General features: G+C 29.0%; 19 protein-coding genes. All 19 read right to left on the bottom strand.

Going from position 1 to position 20,491, the window contains the following annotated elements; genetic code table 11:
* The coding region (locus tag ACTB1H_RS05470; RefSeq protein WP_463261825.1) for a tyrosine recombinase XerC at positions 1–889 on the bottom strand (889 nt) is incomplete at its 3' end.
* A gap of 425 nt (positions 890–1,314) precedes the next feature.
* Positions 1,315–2,508, bottom strand: coding sequence for a pyridoxal phosphate-dependent aminotransferase (locus ACTB1H_RS05465; RefSeq protein ID WP_463261824.1), 1,194 nt, complete (start codon positions 2,506–2,508; stop codon positions 1,315–1,317).
* Positions 2,509–2,535: 27 nt separating this feature from the next.
* Positions 2,536–2,931, bottom strand: a complete 396-nt coding sequence (locus ACTB1H_RS05460; protein ID WP_463261823.1) for a PadR family transcriptional regulator — start codon at positions 2,929–2,931, stop codon at positions 2,536–2,538.
* A gap of 19 nt (positions 2,932–2,950) precedes the next feature.
* Positions 2,951–3,784 (bottom strand): PHP domain-containing protein, encoded by an 834-nt coding sequence (locus ACTB1H_RS05455; protein WP_463261822.1) that lies wholly within the window; start codon positions 3,782–3,784, stop codon positions 2,951–2,953.
* Positions 3,785–3,848: 64 nt separating this feature from the next.
* Positions 3,849–5,399, bottom strand: coding sequence for a ribonuclease Y (rny, locus tag ACTB1H_RS05450; RefSeq protein ID WP_463261821.1), 1,551 nt, complete (start codon positions 5,397–5,399; stop codon positions 3,849–3,851).
* Positions 5,400–5,568: 169 nt separating this feature from the next.
* The gene (locus tag ACTB1H_RS05445) at positions 5,569–6,225 is read right to left on the bottom strand and encodes a P-loop NTPase family protein (RefSeq protein WP_463261820.1); all 657 of its coding nucleotides are present in this window, start codon (positions 6,223–6,225) and stop codon (positions 5,569–5,571) included.
* Positions 6,226–6,238: 13 nt separating this feature from the next.
* Positions 6,239–6,484 (bottom strand): hypothetical protein, encoded by a 246-nt coding sequence (locus ACTB1H_RS05440; RefSeq protein ID WP_463261819.1) that lies wholly within the window; start codon positions 6,482–6,484, stop codon positions 6,239–6,241.
* Between the two features lie 3 nt (positions 6,485–6,487).
* Positions 6,488–7,933: an AAA family ATPase gene (locus tag ACTB1H_RS05435; RefSeq protein WP_463261818.1), complete on the bottom strand. Its 1,446-nt coding sequence runs from the start codon at positions 7,931–7,933 to the stop codon at positions 6,488–6,490.
* 2 nt (positions 7,934–7,935) lie between these two features.
* Positions 7,936–8,907 (bottom strand): metallophosphoesterase family protein, encoded by a 972-nt coding sequence (locus ACTB1H_RS05430; protein ID WP_463261817.1) that lies wholly within the window; start codon positions 8,905–8,907, stop codon positions 7,936–7,938.
* A 61-nt stretch (positions 8,908–8,968) separates the two neighbouring features.
* Complete coding sequence (recA, locus tag ACTB1H_RS05425; RefSeq protein WP_463261826.1) at positions 8,969–10,003, bottom strand: recombinase RecA; 1,035 nt, start codon at positions 10,001–10,003, stop codon at positions 8,969–8,971.
* Between the two features lie 75 nt (positions 10,004–10,078).
* Positions 10,079–11,323 (bottom strand): competence/damage-inducible protein A, encoded by a 1,245-nt coding sequence (locus ACTB1H_RS05420; protein WP_463261816.1) that lies wholly within the window; start codon positions 11,321–11,323, stop codon positions 10,079–10,081.
* A 24-nt stretch (positions 11,324–11,347) separates the two neighbouring features.
* The gene (gene pgsA, locus ACTB1H_RS05415) at positions 11,348–11,893 is read right to left on the bottom strand and encodes a CDP-diacylglycerol--glycerol-3-phosphate 3-phosphatidyltransferase (protein WP_463261815.1); all 546 of its coding nucleotides are present in this window, start codon (positions 11,891–11,893) and stop codon (positions 11,348–11,350) included.
* Positions 11,877–13,214, bottom strand: a complete 1,338-nt coding sequence (gene rimO, locus ACTB1H_RS05410) for a 30S ribosomal protein S12 methylthiotransferase RimO (RefSeq protein ID WP_463261814.1) — start codon at positions 13,212–13,214, stop codon at positions 11,877–11,879. Before rimO ends, pgsA begins: the two co-directional genes overlap by 17 nt.
* Positions 13,214–15,388, bottom strand: coding sequence for a DNA translocase FtsK (locus ACTB1H_RS05405; protein WP_463261813.1), 2,175 nt, complete (start codon positions 15,386–15,388; stop codon positions 13,214–13,216). Before ACTB1H_RS05405 ends, rimO begins: the two co-directional genes overlap by 1 nt.
* A gap of 13 nt (positions 15,389–15,401) precedes the next feature.
* Complete coding sequence (locus ACTB1H_RS05400) at positions 15,402–16,223, bottom strand: undecaprenyl-diphosphate phosphatase (protein WP_463261812.1); 822 nt, start codon at positions 16,221–16,223, stop codon at positions 15,402–15,404.
* Between the two features lie 33 nt (positions 16,224–16,256).
* Entirely contained in the window at positions 16,257–16,688 is a 432-nt protein-coding gene (dut, locus tag ACTB1H_RS05395; RefSeq protein ID WP_463261811.1) for a dUTP diphosphatase, read from the bottom strand.
* An 8-nt stretch (positions 16,689–16,696) separates the two neighbouring features.
* Entirely contained in the window at positions 16,697–17,974 is a 1,278-nt protein-coding gene (locus ACTB1H_RS05390; protein ID WP_463261810.1) for a M16 family metallopeptidase, read from the bottom strand.
* Between the two features lie 53 nt (positions 17,975–18,027).
* The gene (pnp, locus tag ACTB1H_RS05385) at positions 18,028–20,130 is read right to left on the bottom strand and encodes a polyribonucleotide nucleotidyltransferase (RefSeq protein ID WP_463261809.1); all 2,103 of its coding nucleotides are present in this window, start codon (positions 20,128–20,130) and stop codon (positions 18,028–18,030) included.
* A 60-nt stretch (positions 20,131–20,190) separates the two neighbouring features.
* Positions 20,191–20,457, bottom strand: a complete 267-nt coding sequence (rpsO, locus tag ACTB1H_RS05380) for a 30S ribosomal protein S15 (RefSeq protein ID WP_463261808.1) — start codon at positions 20,455–20,457, stop codon at positions 20,191–20,193.
* Positions 20,458–20,491: the final 34 nt, after the last annotated feature.

The raw sequence follows: 20,491 nt of genomic DNA, 5'->3' as shown, positions 1-20,491 counted from the left end.
TAGTTGAAACGGACTCATGCCCTAATATTTCTTGTAATGCTAATATGTCAACATTACCATATTTATACATTAATGTAGCTGCTGTATGTCTTAATTTATGAGTAGAGTATATACTGGGATCTAAACCTGAATCTAATAAATATTTATCTATCATATGCTGTATGGCTCGATTACTCATTCGTTTTTTTCTCTTACTTAAAAACAAAGCTTTCTCATTTGTAACAATAGGCCTTACTTGAAGATATTCCTGAATTGAATTTATACATGATTCATTTAAAAAAACAGTTCTTTCTTTATTTCCTTTCCCTATAACAGTCAAGGTGTCTTTCCCGTTAAAACTATCAATATCTATGTTAGCTAGCTCAGACAATCTAAGGCCACAATTTAAAAATAGTGTTATTATACAAAAATCTCTTTTTCTAAAAAAATCATTATTATTTTTGGTTACAGTATTTAACAAGTTTAATGATTGATCTAAAGTTAAGTAAATTGGATGTCTTGAGTCTGTTTTGGGAAATTCTAATTGTGCAGCAGGATTTTTCTCAATCAAATTTACTTTATCAGCTAGATATTTAAAAAATGATCGGAGGGAGGCGACTTTTCTAGAACGTGTAGAATTCGAATTTTCCTTTTGCTTGTCCAAAAAAGACATAAAGGCATATAAATCTTGAATATTTACTTTTTTTATAATATCAATGTCAATGTTGCTTATGTCAATATCTTCAAATTCAATGTTTTCAACGTTATTTTCAATTAAATTATATCTTATCTTTAGAAATTTAAAAAAAACTCTAAGATCATAAAAATACTCTTTAACAGTATTAGGTGATGTACCTTTTATAGTTTCCATATAATTTAAATAATCATCTAAGATAACAGGATTTTTCATTAAAATACCCCTTTTTTGGTTATATTAGTCACAAAATAGTTATTTTGTGACTAATATATATTATAAATCAATATATATGTAAATGCAACAAAATATTGTGAAAAAAATTAATATTTCATAGAATATCATCTTAGTTAAATTTAGATTATATTTACAAGTAAAAAGATTAATATTCATATTTAATAATTTATAATCTATTCTGCAATATATAATAAGTCTATTATAAATGAACTATAATCCATATCGTTATCAACGCTAAAAACGCCTTTTAATGACGTTAATATATGAAATACATATAAATACTCAATAACACTCAAAAAAAGTTAAATTTAAGGCAATTTGGGTTTAGATATAAAATAAAGCGATAAAAAAATTAAAGCATATGTTTACATAATAAAATTATGTAAACATATGCTTTTTTTTCATTATTTTTCACCTAATAATTTTTTAATTCTATTAATTCCTTCTTCAATTTTATCCATAGAAGTAGCATAAGATAATCTAACATAATTATCGTCTCCAAAAGCTAAACCTGGTACAACAGCTACTTTACATTTTTCTAACAATAAATCAGAAAAATCTACGGAGGAGTTAATTTTAACTCCATCTATTTCCTTCCCAATGTAATATGAACAATTCATCATTACGTAAAAAGCCCCTTTAGGAGTATTACAACTTACATTAGCAATTTCATTAACTAGTTTGGTTATTCTGAGCCTTCTTTTATCAAATTCTTTCTTCATTTCTAACAAACTATCTTGTGGGCCAGTAAGTCCTTCAACACTTGCGTATTGAGAAATGCTACAAGGATTTGATGTTGTATGGCTTTGCAAGTTACTCATAATGGTGGCTATTTCCTGATTTGATGCTGTATAGCCGATTCTCCAACCTGTCATAGAATAAGCTTTTGACATTCCATTAATTACAATAGTTAGGTTTTTAATAGCATCGTTCAAAGATGCTATACTTACATGAACTTCATCATCATAGATTAATTTTTCATATAATTCATCAGATATCACAAATATATCATTTTTAACAGCCCAGTTAGCTATATCTTCTAATTCTTCTTTGGTATAAACTGATCCTGTGGGATTATTTGGACTATTTATTATTATTGCTTTTGTTTTTTCAGTTTTTACTTTTTCTAAATCATTTGAATTAAATTTAAATCCATTTTCTTCAGTTGTTTTTATCATGACCGGAGTACCACCTGCAATTGAAACCATTTCTGGGTAACTCACCCAATATGGTATGCTGAAAATAACCTCATCATTAGGATTTAATATTGCCATCAATGCATTATATATTGAGTGCTTTCCACCATTTGAAACAACAATTTGAGATGGAGTGTATTCTAAATTATTATCTTCTTTAAATTTCTTACAAATAGCTTTTCTTAATTCTAGTGTGCCATTTGCAGGGGTGTATTTTGTTATACCATTTTGTATTGCGTAAATTCCAGCATCACCTATATTCTTAGGTGTATCAAAATCTGGTTCTCCGATACTAAAACTAATAACATTTTCTCCAGCGCTAATCATTGATTTTGCTTTTGCATCGATAGAAAGTGTAACTGATGGTTGAATTGAAATACCTTTGTTTGATAGAGTTGGCAAACTAATCATCTCCCATAAATATTTTTGTTAGACATCATCTAATGAATATATGTCTTTCAAAGTAAATTTTATAATATCATATGAATCTAAAATTGAATCTAGATATTGTTTTTTAATGTAGCTATAATGTTCCATTCCGTATTCGGTAATGGTATATATTTTTACAGTTCGTTTGATAGGTTCTTCCCAATTTCCCACTATAAGCCCTTCTTGTTCTAACTGATTTAACAGTGGATATATTAGGCCTGGGCTTGGAATCCATTTCCCTTTTAGCCTTCTTCCTATCTCCTCTTTTATGTAATTACCATAACATTTTTTAACAGATAGTATATGTAAAATATAAAGTTTTGCAAAAGAAGTTGTACTAATTGTTGAAGGAAATTGTCTTTGCCTTAAATTGGAATTACTATGTTTTTCATTCAATATAATCAATCCTAACCATTTAAATTATTTTGTTTTCAAAACATTTAAGCTTAAATAATTCAATCTCATCTATGTCTGTATAAAATTTTCCTAAATTGTTTTTATCACCATGATAATCAGATCCACCTGTTATAATCAAATTATTTTTCTTACAAACATCCACAAAATATCTTTCATCTTCTTTTGTATGCTTAGATGTAAAACATTCAATTCCTTTGATGCCTAATTCAATTGTTTTTTTTACAATCGTTTTATCTTTTATCATACCAGGATGAGCTAATACTGGTATACCACTGGATTTTGTTATTAAATCTATGCTATCTGATAGTGATAATTTATTTCTATTAATATAGGCAGGCCTATCTTCTCCCAAATATTTATCAAATGCTTCTTTAATATCTTTTACAAACCCATAAGAAACTAATTTTCTTGCAATAAAAGCTCTACCTATAAAACCATTATTTATTATTTTAGCTTCATTTATTATGCTATCAATTTCAAGATTAAGCCCCAAAGAACTAAGTTTTTCTAATATTAATAGCCCTCTTGAAAATCTGTCCTCTTTAAGACGTCTCAATTCATTATTTAAGTTTATATTCTCACAATCTATAAAGTATCCAAGTATATGTACTTCTTCACCATTGATATCCGAGCTAAGCTCAATTCCTGGAATTATAGAAATATTGTTAAATTTAATTTTATTACAACTTAAATAATTGATTGCATCTATTGTATCATGATCAGTTATAGCTATACCATAAATATTTTTTTCTAAAGCTTTATCTATTATCGTCTCAATTGAATCTAATCCATCTGAGAAGTTTGTATGAATGTGCAAATCAAATAATCTCATAATTATTCTCCTAAAATTTAAAAAACAAACCTGCGAAATGGGCAGGTTTGTTTAATTTTCAAGTTTATTTTGCGTATTCAATAGCTCGAGTCTCCCTAATAACATTCACTTTTATTTGCCCAGGATAATCAAGTTCTGATTCAATTCTTTTAACAATTTCTCTAGCTGTATGAATTATTTCTGCCTCACTTATTTGTTCAGGTTTTACCATAATTCTTATTTCTCTTCCAGCTTGTATTGCAAAAGATCTTTCTACACCTTCAAATGAGTTTGCTATTTCCTCTAGTTTCTGCAATCGTTTTATATATGCTTCCAAAGTCTCGCGTCTTGCTCCAGGTCTTGCTGCTGAAATTGCATCAGCTGCTTGAACTAGAACAGCCTCTACAGTCTCAGGTTCAACATCTCCATGATGAGCAGCAATTGCGTGAATCACTTCATTTGACTCTTTATATTTTTTAGCTAATTCTATGCCAATATCTATATGAGGTCCTTCATATTCTCGGTCTACACCTTTGCCGATATCATGAAGTAATCCCCCTCTTCTAGCTATTCTTACATCAGCACCCAACTCGGCAGCCATTACTCCAGCTAATTGAGCAACTTCTACTGAATGTCTTAAAACATTTTGCCCGTAACTTGTTCTGTACTTTAACCTACCCAAAAGCTTTATCAATTCTGGATGTAGTCCATGCACACCTGCTTCAAAAGCAGCTTGCTCACCTGCTTCTTTCATAGAATTTTCGACTTCTTTTTGAGCTTTTTCAACCATTTCTTCTATCCTTGCAGGATGGATTCGTCCATCTACAATTAGTTTTTCTAAAGCTATACGTGCCACTTCTCTTCTAATAGGATCAAATCCTGACAATACAACTGCTTCAGGGGTATCATCAATAATCAAGTCAATACCGGTTAAAGTTTCTAAAGCTCTAATATTTCTACCTTCTCTACCTATTATTCGCCCCTTCATTTCGTCATTAGGAAGATTTACAACTGTAACAGTTGTTTCTGCTACATGATCTGCAGCAACTCTCTGTATAGTTCTAGAAATAATCTCTCTAGCAGTACGATCAGCTTCTTCTTTTGCTTTAGCTTCCATTTCTTTTATCATCATGGCTGACTCGTGTAAAATTTCCTTTTTAGTTTCGTCTAATAATATTTCTTTTGCTTGATCCACCGACAGTCCAGATATCCTCTCAAGTTCTAAAGTTCTTTGATGATAAAGTTCTTCAATCTCTTGTTCTCTATCTTCTAAGGACTTACTTTTTTTCAATAGATTTTCTTCTTTCTTTTCCAATTGTTCACTTTTTCTGTCAAGAGATTCTTCTTTGTTCAATAATCTCTTTTCTAATTTTTGAATCTCATTTCTTCGTTCTCTAATTTCTCTGTCTAAATCATTTCTTGATCTGTGAATTTCTTCTTTGGCTTCCAATAGAAGCTCTTTTTTTCGAGCTTCGCCCTCTTTAATTGCATCTTCAGTTATTTTCTTAGCCAATTCTTCAGCGTTATTGATCTTTCCTTCACTAATATATCTTCTTATTAGATATCCAACAATAACACCTATGATTAAGCCTAAGATTGCAAAAATTAAATTAGCAATAGTTAACACCTCCGTCATATTTAGTTTTCAAGTTCCATATAATAATACATGCAATCATTAATGCAAAACGACATTAAAAATGATGTACAATCAAAATTCAGATTGTACAAAGTGAATTTATTATATCTTATATTACATATGGCTAACACAATTTAATTTTATAACTTTTATATCAAACTGTCAACAGTTAAGCATCAGTAATAGGTTTAACTATACTCATAGATCCATTCAAGTCAACCCTATAAGATACCTCAGATAAAGCTGCAAGATGCTGGTTATGAGTCACCATTATTATCTGCCTTTGAAACATTTCAGATGTTTCTTTCATAAATTCCCCTAAGTTATATATATAATCTTCACTAACATGTTTAGCTGGTTCATCTAAAACTAATGGCCCTTCAATTGATGGTTTATGAATCTGTAAAAAAGCAATTCTAAGGGCTAAAGAAACAATATCTACTACTCCTCCACCACGAGAGAGCTCAGGTTTTGTTTTAAGGGTAAAATCATCAGTTTCATTGATAACGTAGAATTCAGCGCTTGGTTTATTTCTTAATTCCTCGATTTCAATTTCAAATTTTACATCTGATTCAAAAATATATTGAAGACATTTTGTGACAATAAGTTCTATTTGTTTTTTTGCTTGCAGTCGAGCATATTCAGAGGTTTTATTAAATAAGATTAGCACTTCTTCTAAAACTTTCAGATCTAATTCACATTTTTCTAATTCCTTAGAAGTTTTTTCCTTCATGTTCAATAAATTTTCTTTTTTCCCTAATTCCCTATTTATAAATTCACCAAGCAGAGACATTTCATTTTTCAACCTATCAAATTCATTACTCATAATTATACCTTCTTTATCTATTTAATAAATCTCTTGGAAGTAATTCATTAGCCTCTTTAAACATGTTTTCAATTTCTTCTTTTAATCTATTTATTTCTTCATCTAAATTTTCAGGTTTTATACCAAGTTGTTCCAGTTCTTTTATTATTTCTTCCTCCTGATGCTTTAACTGTTCTAATTGGGCTTCAGCTTTGTATTTAAGATTAGTAGCCTTGTTTAAATCTTCTTTTAACTTGCTAAGTTCTTTTTCATAATCCATAATTTAGCCTCCTAAATGATATTTAATTATATGATCTATTTTATTATTGTCAATGTCACTAGCACAAAAAGGACATTTTTCATATGAACTTAATATTTTTCTATATCTATCTAAAATATTTTGACGTTCATTATTTAACTTCTCTAATGTATTTTTTATATTTGTTATATCGTAATCTATTTTTTTCAATTTATTATTATCTATATTTAAGATTCTAAGACGTTCAAGTTTTATTGTTAATGCTTCTAAATTAACTTTGTCAGTAAATGTATTTATTTTGTTGTTAATATTAATTAAATAGTCAGTTTTAAATTTAATTTCAGATAAACTATTTCTATATTTAATTAGAGAATAGTATTTCTCACATTTTAATTTTAAAAAATTGTAATCATCTTCGATTTTATTTAAATTTCTCAAGTTCAATATGATTGATTCATAAAATTTAATTTCTCTAATATTTTTTTTATACTTTTCGTTTAATAAGATTAAATGCTTGTATTTATTAAGCTTATTATCTAAATTATTGTACATGATATTTATTTTCTCTAAGTCAGCTAATGAATATAGTATATTTTCAATAATAGTAATATCTTTATTTATTTTTTGTATCTTGATATTTAATCTATCCAAATAACTATAATGAACTATATTATTCTCTAATATTTTAGAAATAAATTCCATTTTATCTACACTTTTTAATTTAGACAATAAATCATTAATTTCTTCTTGCCTTGATATAATATTATTTAGATTAATCTTCAGCATAATATATTTTTCTAATTTTTGATTTTTATCTTCAAGGGTTATCATTAATTCTTTAAGCAAACTATAAACTTTCATTAAATCATCTATATATTTATATTTATTTATCTCCTCTGATAAATTGCTTAGGGTTTCTTCTAAATTTTTTTTCTTTAAGCTAGTATTTTTTATATCTTTTGAAGTTTCTCTTATGGCATCATCTAAAATATTAACACCTACTAATCTGCCAATAGCATTTGCTCTTGTCGATGTTTTTTCTGACAATAAAAAAGGTCCATCTAATTGTTCACCAACATTAATTGAAGCAGATTCATCAGAATCTAACTGAATTTTTCGAATTCCAATAGCATTAACTATTTCTTCAGGCACACTAGTGCCTATACCCTCTAATATTAACTCTTCACCATTAGGATATATAAGTGTATAACCATTTTTACTTTTTGTCCTATATCTTTTCAAAATATATCCATCATTTGTATGAATTGTAACACTACACTGATTTTCATTTTCCCTAATAAAATAATCACCCGATGGTTCATTATATAGAACCCATTTCAATGCTCTAATTATAGCTGATTTTCCAGAATCCGATGGTCCTACAATTACATTTAGACCTTCATTAAAATATAACTCAGTATATTTATGAGATTGAAAATTTTCTAAAGTTAACTTTTTTATATATTTCATTTTTACCTCATATCCTTCATTTGAGCCATAGCAATTCTTTTTAATGCCTCTTCTTTTATCGAATCATCTACATTCTCTGACATAGCTACTTCAACTAAAATATCATTTATATCAACTTTATCAAAATTTAATGTAGCATCAATTGTTTGTTTAAATTCTATTAATCTTTCGTTTCTAAAAGTATTTTTTTCTAGTTCTGATCGATCTAACACTTCTAATCCAAATTTGGCTGCTTTTAACGATATAAGTTCTATCGATATAGTTTCTTCAAGTGTTATAATAGCTACTTTTGGTATTCGATCAATTTCTTTAAGACTATTAGTTATTCTCACTAAGCTACCTGGATTTACAAAATATTTATCATTTTTAAATATTATCCCATATCCAGCATGATAATGACCACTTAGAGTTATATCTGCTTTAGTTGTTATAATATCATCTATTAAAGTATATGGTACTCCTGTTACAAATGGTTTATCCAAAAGCATTCCATGCACTATATTTATAGAGTATTTACAATCTGAATCTAAAGAATTAAGTATATAATTTGAACTGTCAGAATCTATGTCATAAGTATAGGGCCTACCTGTTAATTGAACTTTGAGTCCATCTTTTTCCAATACTATTTTATCATTATTCCTAATAATATTCAAAAAATTTAGATTTCCTAATAATCCCAACATTGTTCGATCTAGTGTGGCAGGATTTAGTCCGAAAATATCGTGATTACCACTTATTATATAGATAGGTTTTTCTATCTTCTTAATAATATTTGCATATCGTGTTACGGTCGATATAGATGTATCAGGTCTATCAAATAAATCTCCACCGTGAATAACATAGTCAATATTGTATTGATTAATCATTTGTGTTATTTCAATAAGTTTATCTTCTAATGTTTTTGCAAAATCATCTTTTCTGTTTTTAGGATTCGTGCTTCTTAAGTGAGTGTCTGTAAAGAATAATAATTTCATTATTAACTCATAACCTCCATATTTCAAAGCCTCCTAATTAAGTAGGAGGCTAATGATTGAATTATTCTGTTTTTGTCAATCGGTTTTCGTCAATCGACTCATTTTGGTCTATGCCTAAACCGTATTTCTTTCGAACCATATTTTCAACTTCTTTAAAAATTTCTGGATTTTGTCTGAAAAATTCCTTAGCATTTTCTCTACCTTGACCCAATTTAATGTCATTATAGCTGAACCATGATCCAGCTTTATTGATAATACCAGCATTTACACCTGCATCAACAATACTGCCTTCTTTTGATATACCTTCACCATACATTATATCAAATTCTGCTTGTTTAAAAGGAGGTGCAACTTTATTTTTTACTACTTTTACTCTTGTTCTACTACCGATAATATCTTCTCCTTGTTTTATAGAATCAATTTTTCTTACATCTAATCTGATAGATGCATAGAATTTTAGAGCTCTTCCGCCTGTAGTAGTCTCAGGGTTACCAAACATAACACCTACTTTTTCTCTCAATTGATTTATAAAGATACAAGTAGCATTTGATTTATTTATAGCACCGGCTAATTTTCGCAGAGCTTGAGACATCAATCTTGCTTGTAGACCAATATGGCTGTCACCCATTTCTCCTTCAATCTCTGCTTTAGGAACTAAAGCTGCTACTGAATCAATTACCACTACATCTATTGCACCACTTCTTACTAAAGCTTCAGTAATTTCTAGTGCTTGTTCACCTGTATCTGGTTGAGATATTATTAAGTTTTCTATATCAACCCCTAATTTTTTAGCATAACCAGGATCCAATGCATGTTCAGCATCTATAAAAGCAGCAATTCCACCTTTCTTTTGAGCTTCTGCAATAACATGAAGTGCAATAGTTGTTTTACCTGATGATTCAGGTCCATAAATTTCAATTATTCTACCTCTAGGTAAGCCACCAATTCCCAATGCAATATCCAAATCTAAAGACCCTGTAGATATATAATCCAAATCTAATTTGGTTGCTTCACCTAACTTCATTATTGATCCTTTACCAAATTGCTTTTCTATTTGACTTATTGTTAAGTCTAAGGCTTTTTTCTTATCATCCATTTCTACCATTGTATCCCAGATAAACTGGAGTCACCCCTCTCATATAACGAACATTAGTTCTATAAATAGAATACACTAAAAATTATTTAAAGTCAACTCATTATTAATTTGTACTATTAATTTATTTAGAGCAAAATTAGCAATTTTTTCTTGTATTTCTTTCCTTGAGCCTTTAAATTGATTGTAAAAAATGTTTGCTTTATTATTTGAAAAAATGCACACATAATTTTCTCCAATTTTTTTGCCTCTTTCGACTTCCGGACCAGCAAAGCCAGTTGTTGTTATACAATAATTAGAATTCGTTCTTTTGAATAATCCTTGGGCCATTTCAAAAGCAACTTGTTCACTTACAACTCCATATTTATTTATAGTGTCAATTTTAACACCTAATTCTTCGACTTTAGATTCGACTGAGTATGTTATAATGCCTCTGTTTAAAACTTTAGAGGCACCAGAAATAGAAGTGATTTTAGAGGTTATAATTCCTCCTGTTACTGATTCAGCAATACTTATATTTAGATTTAATCGAATTAACTTATCTACTAGCATTTCTTCTAGAGAAGAATAATCAAAACCATATATTCTATCATGTATTTTTGATTCAATAATATTTATGAGATGAGACATTTTTGTTTTCAAATCTATTAAGTTATCACTCTCACCTATCAATTTTATTTCAACATATCCGTACGATGCATAAGTTGCAATATTAATTTCAGGATATTTTATGTCTATTTTCCTTAATATTGTTTCTAGTTCAGACTCCCCAATTCCTATAGTGTTTATAGTCTTAACTATTAAATGTTTATCAGTTAATAGTTTTGGTAGTACGTACTCTTCAAACATAGGGATCAATTCACTTGGAGGACCAGGAAGTAAAAATATTTTATTTCCATTCAATTCTAAAAACAATCCAGGAGCTGTCCCATTCTTGTTAGGAATAATATCTGAGTTTTTTAGTTTTAAAGCTTGTTTATAATTGTTATCAGTCATTCTTTTATTATTTGATAAAAAATAGTTAATTATCTCGTTCTTCGCCGTTTCATCAATTTCCAAATTCTCATTTAGCAACTTTGCTAAAGATTCTTTAGTTAAATCATCTTCAGTTGGTCCAAGTCCTCCAGTAACTATAATTATATTTGCTCTCTCAAATGCAATTTGAAATGCATTTTTTACTAATTCCAAGTCATCAACTACTGAAGTTTGAAATGTTGGTATTATGTTATGTTCAACAAGTTTTTTGCATATATAAACAGAATTAGTGTTTACAATACTGCCTAATAATATTTCTGTACCTACATTGATTATTTCTACTTTCATAAAATATCCCTTCAAAAAATTAATTTACATATCATTTAAATTGAGCATTTTTACATTTTTATTGACATAATCGTAACCGGATAAAACTGTAAAGAACAATGATATATATAGCATTATATAGTCTAGTGGTATTCCTAAATAACTGAATGGGAAATTATTAAGTAAAAGTAAGATTATAGCAACTAATTGAGTAATAGTCTTAATCTTACCCCATTTACTTGCAGCAATAGTGACTCCATTAGAAGCTGCTAAAAGCCTTATTCCAGATATTACAAATTCACGAGTTATTATAATAATAACTACCCATGCAGGTATTTTGCCATTTTCAACTAATAAAATGAATGCTGATGTAGTAAGTATTTTATCAGCAAGTGGGTCTACAAATTTACCGAACGTAGTTATCATATTTCTGCTTCTTGCAATATGTCCATCAATAGTATCTGTTATAGATGCGAATATAAATATTGCTAATGCAATATATTCACTATACTGAAAATCCAAATAGAAAAAAATAATAAATAGTGGAACTAAGAATACGCGTAAAATTGTTATCTTATTTGCTAAATTCATTTACCACAACCCCCATTAAATCATATTCTTGACTATCAACGATTAAAACATTGATAAATTGACCAACATTCAATAATTGACTAGATTTTACATAAATCACACCATCAATTTCAGGACTATCCATGTAACTTCTTGCTTCATATAAATCTTCCTCAATTCTACTTTCGATCAGTGCTTTATAAGTTTTACCTATTTTTGACTTCAATAGTTGTCTTGAAATGTTTTGTTGAAGTTCCATAATTTTTTCCATTCTTAGTAATTTTATATTGTCATCTATCTGATCTTCGTAGTTATATGAAGCAGTCCCTTCCTCTCGTGAATAAGCAAAAACACCAACTTTATCAAAATTATTATTTTTTATAAAATTGTATAATTCATTAAATTCAGATTCAGTTTCACCTGGGAAGCCAACTATGAAAGTTGTTCTTATTATAACATCTGGGATTTCATTTCTTAATTTATATATCAAATTTTCAATTTTTTCTTTGTTTATTCGCCTATTCATTCGTTTTAATATTTCACTATTTGCATGTTGTAGTGGAATGTCTAAGTACTTTGCTATTTTGCTATTATTTTTAATGCTATTTATCAAATTATCATCAATGTGGTCGGGATACAAATATAATACCCTTACAATAAAGTCCCCTTCGATATTTTCTATCCTATTTAATAATTCATAAAGTTTATATTCTCCATATAAATCAATACCGTAATCTGTAGTATTTTGTGCTATTAAAATTATTTCTTTAACGTCATTATTCACAAAATGAGTTATTTCTGCAATAATATCTTCAATTTTTCTACTTCTATTTTTCCCTCTTAATTTCGGAATTATGCAATAAGAACAGTTGTTATTACATCCTTCTGAAATTTTAACATATTGAACAAATGAATTAACTTCACGTTTTGTGTATTCAGGATATGAACTATTAATTTTATCAATTAATATTGTTTTTTCTTTATTTTTCAGATTTATAAGTACTTCATTTATTTTATCGATATTTCCTGTTCCTATTATAGCGTCGATTTCTGGTATTTCATCAATCAGCTCATTTGAATACCTTTGAGCTAAACAACCTGCTAGAACAATATGTTCGCATGAACCAAATTTCTTTAGTTCTGATAATTCTAAAATGGCATCTATTGATTCTATTTTAGCTGGTTCAATAAATCCACATGTATTTATTACTATAATATTGGCTTTGGTTTGATCATTTGTAAGTTCGAAAATATCCTTATTTAATATAGATATCATTATATTTGTATCTACTTCATTTTTTGAGCAACCTAATGTCTCAAAATATACTTTTTTCTTATTCATTAAATCTTTTCCTCCAAATCATCTTCTGTTAGTAAGACTTTGCGTGGTTTACTACCTTCATATCCGCCTATAATACCCAGTTCTTCCATTGAGTCTATTAATCTAGCGGCTCTTGCATATCCAATTTTAAACTTTCTTTGTAAAAGTGATATAGATGCAGTTTGTTCTAATACAACCAATTCTATTGCTTCTTTTAACAATTCATCATCTGAATCATGTTGAAAATGGTTATCTTTATTAGTCACTTTTTCTATAATTTCATTATCATAAGAAATTTCATTATCTTCTTTTAAATACTCTACTATTCTTTCAACTTCTTCATTTGAAACAAATGCCCCTTGAATTCTTATAGGTTTTGACATGCTTGAAGGGTAAAAAAGCATATCTCCTTGTCCAAGTAATTTTTCTGCACCTGCCATATCTAAAATTGTTCTAGAATCAACTTGAGAGGATACCGCAAAACTAATTCTTGAAGGGATATTTGCTTTAATAGTACCTGTTATTACATCTACAGAAGGTCTTTGTGTAGCAACTATTAAATGCATTCCAGCTGCTCTTGCCATTTGTGCAAGTCTTGCGATATAATCTTCGACTTCATTCGCGCTAACCATCATTAGATCAGCTAATTCATCTATAATAATGATTATTTTTGGTAATTTATTATCAGTATTTCTAAATTTTTTATTATAAGATTGTATATCTCTTACATTGTTTTGAGCAAATAATTTATACCTTCTCTCCATTTCACCTACAGCCCAATTAAGTGCTTGAGCTGCTTTTTTAGGCTCAGTAACTACTGGAATTAATAAATGTGGAATTCCATTATATACATTTAGTTCAACGACTTTCGGATCAATAAGTAGCATTTTTACATTTTCAGGTGAATTTTTGTACAATAAACTCATAATTATGGTATTTATACATACACTTTTACCTGAGCCTGTAGCCCCTGCGATTAATAAGTGAGGCATTTTTTGTATGTCAGAAACTATTACTTTTCCAGTTATATCTTTTCCTAATACAAAACTCAAATCTGAAGCTGATTCCTTGAACTCTTTACTAGAAAGCATATCTTTGAGTGTTACCATATCTTTGAATTTATTTGGAACTTCTATACCAACTGCAGATTTTCCAGGGATTGGAGCTTCTATCCTGATGTCAGGCATTGCCAAGCTTAGTGAAATATTATCTGATAATGAAACTATTTTACTCAGTTTAATTCCTGGCGCTGGAGTAAGTTCATAGCAAGTAATACTAGGACCAATATTTACATGTGTTACTTTAGCGTCAATACCAAAATTTTTCATTGTTTCTTCTATGATCTTAGCATTATTTATTATTTCTTTTTTATCATTTGCTTCTCCCTTGTTAATAGAATCATTTAACAAATCTATAGGTGGAAATGAATAATTCAAATTGTTTCTTTGCTTATCTTCTGTTGAGTTAGAAATTAGTACTTTATCATCTTTTTTTCTTTCTTTCATAAGCTTATTTATTTCTTTTGATAAATTATCAGACACCTCTAATGTTGAATAATCTCTAACTTCAATTACTTTAGATTGATCATTATTAGCATTTTCACTTACTTTTTCTATTTCATTGTTTTTAGGTTTTTTAATTTTTATTTTTATATTTTCATTATAAAAATTAAGAAAATTTTCTTTACCTATTAGGGCAATTATAGTAATAACACTTATAAAGCTAATTATCAAATAAGTGCCTATATTACCAAATAATTTATAGAAAGTGAAACCAAACAATCCACCGATAATACCACCATTGATTTGATTATATGGATTGTTTAATATAAATCTTATTTTTTGGATTAAATTTAATGATGTATTATTGGTGCCATCTAAAATAATTAATAAAGATAGAAACAAAATAATAATTGATAAAATTTGTGTTTTTTTATGGTTTCCCATAAGAATAAGTGTTGATATGTAAATAGCTAACAAAGGAATAACATATGAGCCATTTCCAAACAATAAAAAAAGCATAGAATTTAAAGTATTTCCTATTAACCCAGTTTTGTCAGTAAAAAATCCTACTAATACTAAAATAGATAAACCAATGAGTATTATAGCTGTTAAATCATTTTGTAATTTAACGTTTTTTATTTTGGATTGTTTTGATTCGTCACTTTTTTTTGAAGTCTTTTTTTTAGTTGTCATTTAACCACCTATATTAAATAAATTGAGATACTATAACTATTATACCAATAATCCAAAGATAAAACGAAAAATAATGTAATTTTTTATTTTCCAACATTTTTATTAGAGCTTTTATGGCAAATATACCTGTTATGGCTGAAATAAAGACACCTATAAAAATAGGCAATTCAATCGTAACAGAGGAATTTTCAACAGCTCCTTTAATACCTATTAAGAAAGATCCGAGAACTGCTGGGATTGACAGAATAAATGAAAATTCAGTAGCTAAAGATCTATCAAAGTCTCTCAGCAATGCACCAACAATTGTAGAGCCAGATCTTGAAATTCCAGGGAAAATAGCTAATCCTTGTATAAATCCAACAAAAATTGAATCCTTAACTGTTACATTTTCTATAGATTTGTTTCCATTTCCTTTTTTTTCGGAAAACCAAAGCAAGAAACCAGTTACTATAAAGGCAATACCTATTGGTAACACTGAACTAAACATGCTTTCTATAAAATCTTCGAATATCAAGCCAATCAATGCTGTTGGAATTGATGCTATCAATATCAGCACAGCAAACTTTTGATTTGAATTTAAAGTAGGAATTTTTTTGCTTTTAAAAATAGAAATAATCAACTTTAAAAAGTCCAAAACAATAGCTTTTATATCTTTAAAATATACTATAAGAATTGATAAAAGCGTTCCGAAATGAAGCATCTCTGCATAAAACAAATTTCCTTGTGTAATACCAAAAAATTGTTGTAGCAAAGCAAGATGTCCAGAACTACTTATAGGTAAAAATTCAGCTATTCCTTGAAAAAATCCTAATACTATTGCTTCTAACCAACCCATTTTATACCCCCTTACGTTAATAATGTTCAGAAATTAAATACCAGTATGTCCAAAGCCACTTTCACCGCGTGAAGTTGGATTTATTTCATCAACTACAATAAAATCGGCTCTTTCATATTTCGAAAAAACCATTTGAGCAATTCTATCACCGTTTTTAACGACAAACGGCTCCGAACTAAGATTTATTAATATTATTTTTATTTCACCTCTGTAATCGCTGTCGATAGTCCCAATTCCATTAGCTAGTGTAATACCATGATTTAGCGCTAAACCGCTTCTACCACGAATTTGAGCCTCATACCCATTGGGTAGCTCTATGTAAATACCAGTAGGTATCAAAGCCCTTTCCAATGGATAAATGGTAATTGGCTCGTCTACATAAGCATATAAGTCTAATCCTGATGCTCCATCAGTTTTATATTCAGGAATGCCATTTGTGCTTCTATTTACAATTTTTACTTTCATTTTTCCTCCTAATTTAAAATATCAATTATTTTACTTTCAAATTTCGATTTATTTTTAATATTTCCGACATAAGTAATAAATTTTTTATTATTATTGAAGTATTTATCGATAAATCGACTAACACTATCAATAGAAATATCATTTATTGATTTTAAAATTTGTGAGTCTTCTATGACATTTCCAATGTCTAAAAGCTCTTTTCCATTATCATACATCTTGTTAAATGGATTTTCAACACTTAAAAGGTAATTCCCAATTAGTTGGCCTTTAAATTTTTCAATATATTGATAAGACATCTTATTATCTTTTAAGTCATTTAACACTCTACAAATGATTTCTAATACATTACTTGCATTAGTAGCATCTAATGCGACATAAATTTCTAAAGCTCCAGCTTCTTTATATGTTTCGACACTAGATTCAATTTCATAAGCTAGCCCTAGTTCTTCGCGGACTGTCTGGTATAAAACAGAACTCATACTTCCACCAATATAGTTGTTTACTAGCAATCCTGTGAAATAATCCTCTGAATAAGCTCCACAGTAAGGCAAAGCAAAACAAAGATGCAATTGTTCTGTTTTTTTTCGTACACCTTCAATTTCTAATTTTTTATTGTTTTCATAATTAATGATTAAGTTTTCATTTAAATTATTTTGTTTGTTTGTAAATTCACTAAATTTTTCGTTTAACTGAAAAATAGCATCATCTATATTTACATTCCCAGATATTGTAATCACGATATTTTCAGGAGTATATCTTTCATAATAATACTCAATGATGTTATTATAGTTAATATTTTTTACAGAATCATCTACACCTAAAATTGGATAAGATAAAGGATTGTTCTTAAACATAACTTTGCTCATCATTTCAAATACAATATCTTCTGGTAAATCATTATACATCTTTATTTCCTCTATAATCACTTTTTTTTCCTTTTCGATTTCACTTGGCGAAAAAAGTGGATGCATTAACATATCGGACAATATATCGACAGCAAGTGTTAAATGATTGAAAGGTACCTTTGAATATAAGCAAGTATGTTCTTTCGTAGTAAAAGCATTTATTTGTCCACCAATAAAATCTATTTCTTCAGCTATATCACGATTAGTTCTGTTAGTAGTTCCTTTAAAAAGCATATGCTCAATAAAATGTGAGATTCCTATTTTATCAAAGCTTTCATAAATTGATCCACTTTTTACCAATATACCTATATTTGCTGAATTCACATATTTATTGGTTTCGATTACTACTTTAATTCCATTATCTAAATTTGTTATTAACATTATTACCTCCGCAAAGAAATAAACATGAACCTAAGGTTCATGCGAAATGTTTATTATTCAGCTGATTCTTGATGATTTTCATCTGTTAATAGAGCTTTTCTAGATAAATTGATACGCCCTTGATTGTCTATTTCTATAACTTTGACCAAAATTTCGTCACCAACTGATACAATGTCTTCTACTTTATTTACACGCTCTTTTGCTAATTGAGAAATATGAACTAATCCTTCTTTTCCATTTAACACTTCAACAAAAGCACCAAAAGTTGTTATTTTAGTTACTTTCCCTAGATAAATGTCACCAACTTCAATTTCTTTAACTATGTTTTGTATTAACTCTATTGCTCTTTTGCTTGCTACTGCATCATTAGATATTATAGAAACTCTACCATCGTCTTCTATATCAATTTTTACACCAGTTTCATCAATTATTTTATTTATAACTTTTCCTCCAGGACCAATTATATCTCTAATCTTATCTGGATTGATTTGAAGCACAGAAATTCTTGGTGCATATATAGAAAGTTCTTCTCTTGGAGCTGAAATAGTTTCCATCATTTTATCCAAGATAAAAAGTCTGCCTATTCTTGCTCTTTCAAGTGCTTCTTTTAATATTTCTTCATCTATACCGTCTATTTTTATATCCATTTGAATGGCTGTGATTCCATCTTTTGTACCAGCTACTTTAAAATCCATGTCTCCAAGGTGATCTTCTAGCCCTTGTATGTCTGATAAAATTGCAACTTTCTCGCCTTCTTTAATCAATCCCATAGCAATACCAGCAACTGGTGCTTTTATTGGAACTCCAGCATCTAACAATGCTAATGTTGAACCACAAACACTAGCTTGAGATGTTGAACCGTTTGAACTTAAAACTTCAGATACTAATCTTAAAGTATAGGGGAATTCACTTTCTGGTGGAATAACTGGTTCTAATGCTCTTTCAGCTAATGCTCCATGACCTATTTCTCTTCTTCCAGGTCCTCTTGATGGTCTTACTTCTCCGACTGAATAAGCAGGAAAATTGTAATGATGCATATATCTCTTAGACTCTTCTTCTCCAAGGCCATCTATTATTTGTACATCACTTGAGGCACCCAATGTAGCAATAGTCAAAACTTGAGTCTGCCCTCGGTTAAATAGACCCGATCCATGAGTTCTTGGGAGAAGGCCTACTTCACAGCTAATTGGTCTTATTTCATCGAGTTTTCTATTGTCTGGTCTTATGCCATTTTCTATTATATGTCTTCTTACTTGTTCTTTCATAATTGTTTCAAAAACTTCATTTATATCTTTTTCATTATCTGGAAATTTCTGTAATACAATTTCAGATATTTCATTCTTCAAAGCATCGATTGCTTCATCTCTTTTCATTTTATCAACAGTATAAAGAGCTTCAATTAACCTATCAGTAGTAAGCTCTCTGACTAATATTTCTACATCTTTGTTTGGCATAAACAAATCATACTTGGACTTCTCTTTTCCGCAGTCTTTAACGATTTCAGATATAAAATCGCATATTTTTTTGATTTCTTCATGACCTTTTAATATTGCTTCTAGCATTACATCTTCAGTGACAAAATTGGCGCCTGCTTCTACCATCATAATTGCATCTTTTGTCCCTGAAACAATTAAGCTGATGTCAGATATCTCTCTCAATTCGCTATTTGGATTTATTATTAATTCTCCGTTTACTCTGCCTACTTGTACAGATCCTGTTGGCCCATTAAAAGGGATATCGGATATTGATAATGCAATTGAGGACCCAATCATAGCAGCTATTTCAGGACTATTGTCTTGGTCAACCGATAAAACTGTAGCCACAACTTGTACATCATTTCTAAATCCTTCAGGGAATAATGGTCTAATAGGCCTGTCTATTAACCTAGAAGTCAGTATTGCTTTTTCACTTGGTCGTCCTTCTCTTTTTATAAATCCACCTGGAATTTTTCCAACAGAATATAATTTTTCTTCATAATCAACACTCAAAGGGAAAAAGTCTATACCCTCTCTTGGTTGTTTTGACTGAGTTGCAGTTACTAATGTTACCGTATCACCATATCTTACTAGACAAGAACCATTTGCTTGTTGAGCAACTTTACCTATAGTAACAGTAAGCTCTCTTCCTGCAAGCATATATTTATATATTTTTTCCATAATCTACCTCCAAACATTTTACTTTATATAAATCAATAGAGCGGGAAGTCCCGCTCTAATTTAACCTCTGATGCCAAGTTTTTCAATTAAAGAACGATATCTTTCAATGTCTTTGTTTTCTAGATATCTGAGCAAACCTCTTCTTTGGCCAACCATTTTCAAAAGACCTCTTCTTGAATGATGATCTTTTTTATGTGTTTGAAGATGATCATTTACAGAATTAATTCTGTAAGTCAAAAGAGCTATTTGAACTTCAGGTGAGCCTGTATCACCTTCATGTGTCTTAAACTCTTCTATTATTCTCTCTTTTTCTTCTTTTGTTAACATTTTAAACACCTCCATATATTATTATTTCAAGTTT

It is taken from the genome of Soehngenia sp. (assembly GCF_055108775.1).
This window is presented reverse-complemented; position numbering and strand designations above follow the sequence as displayed.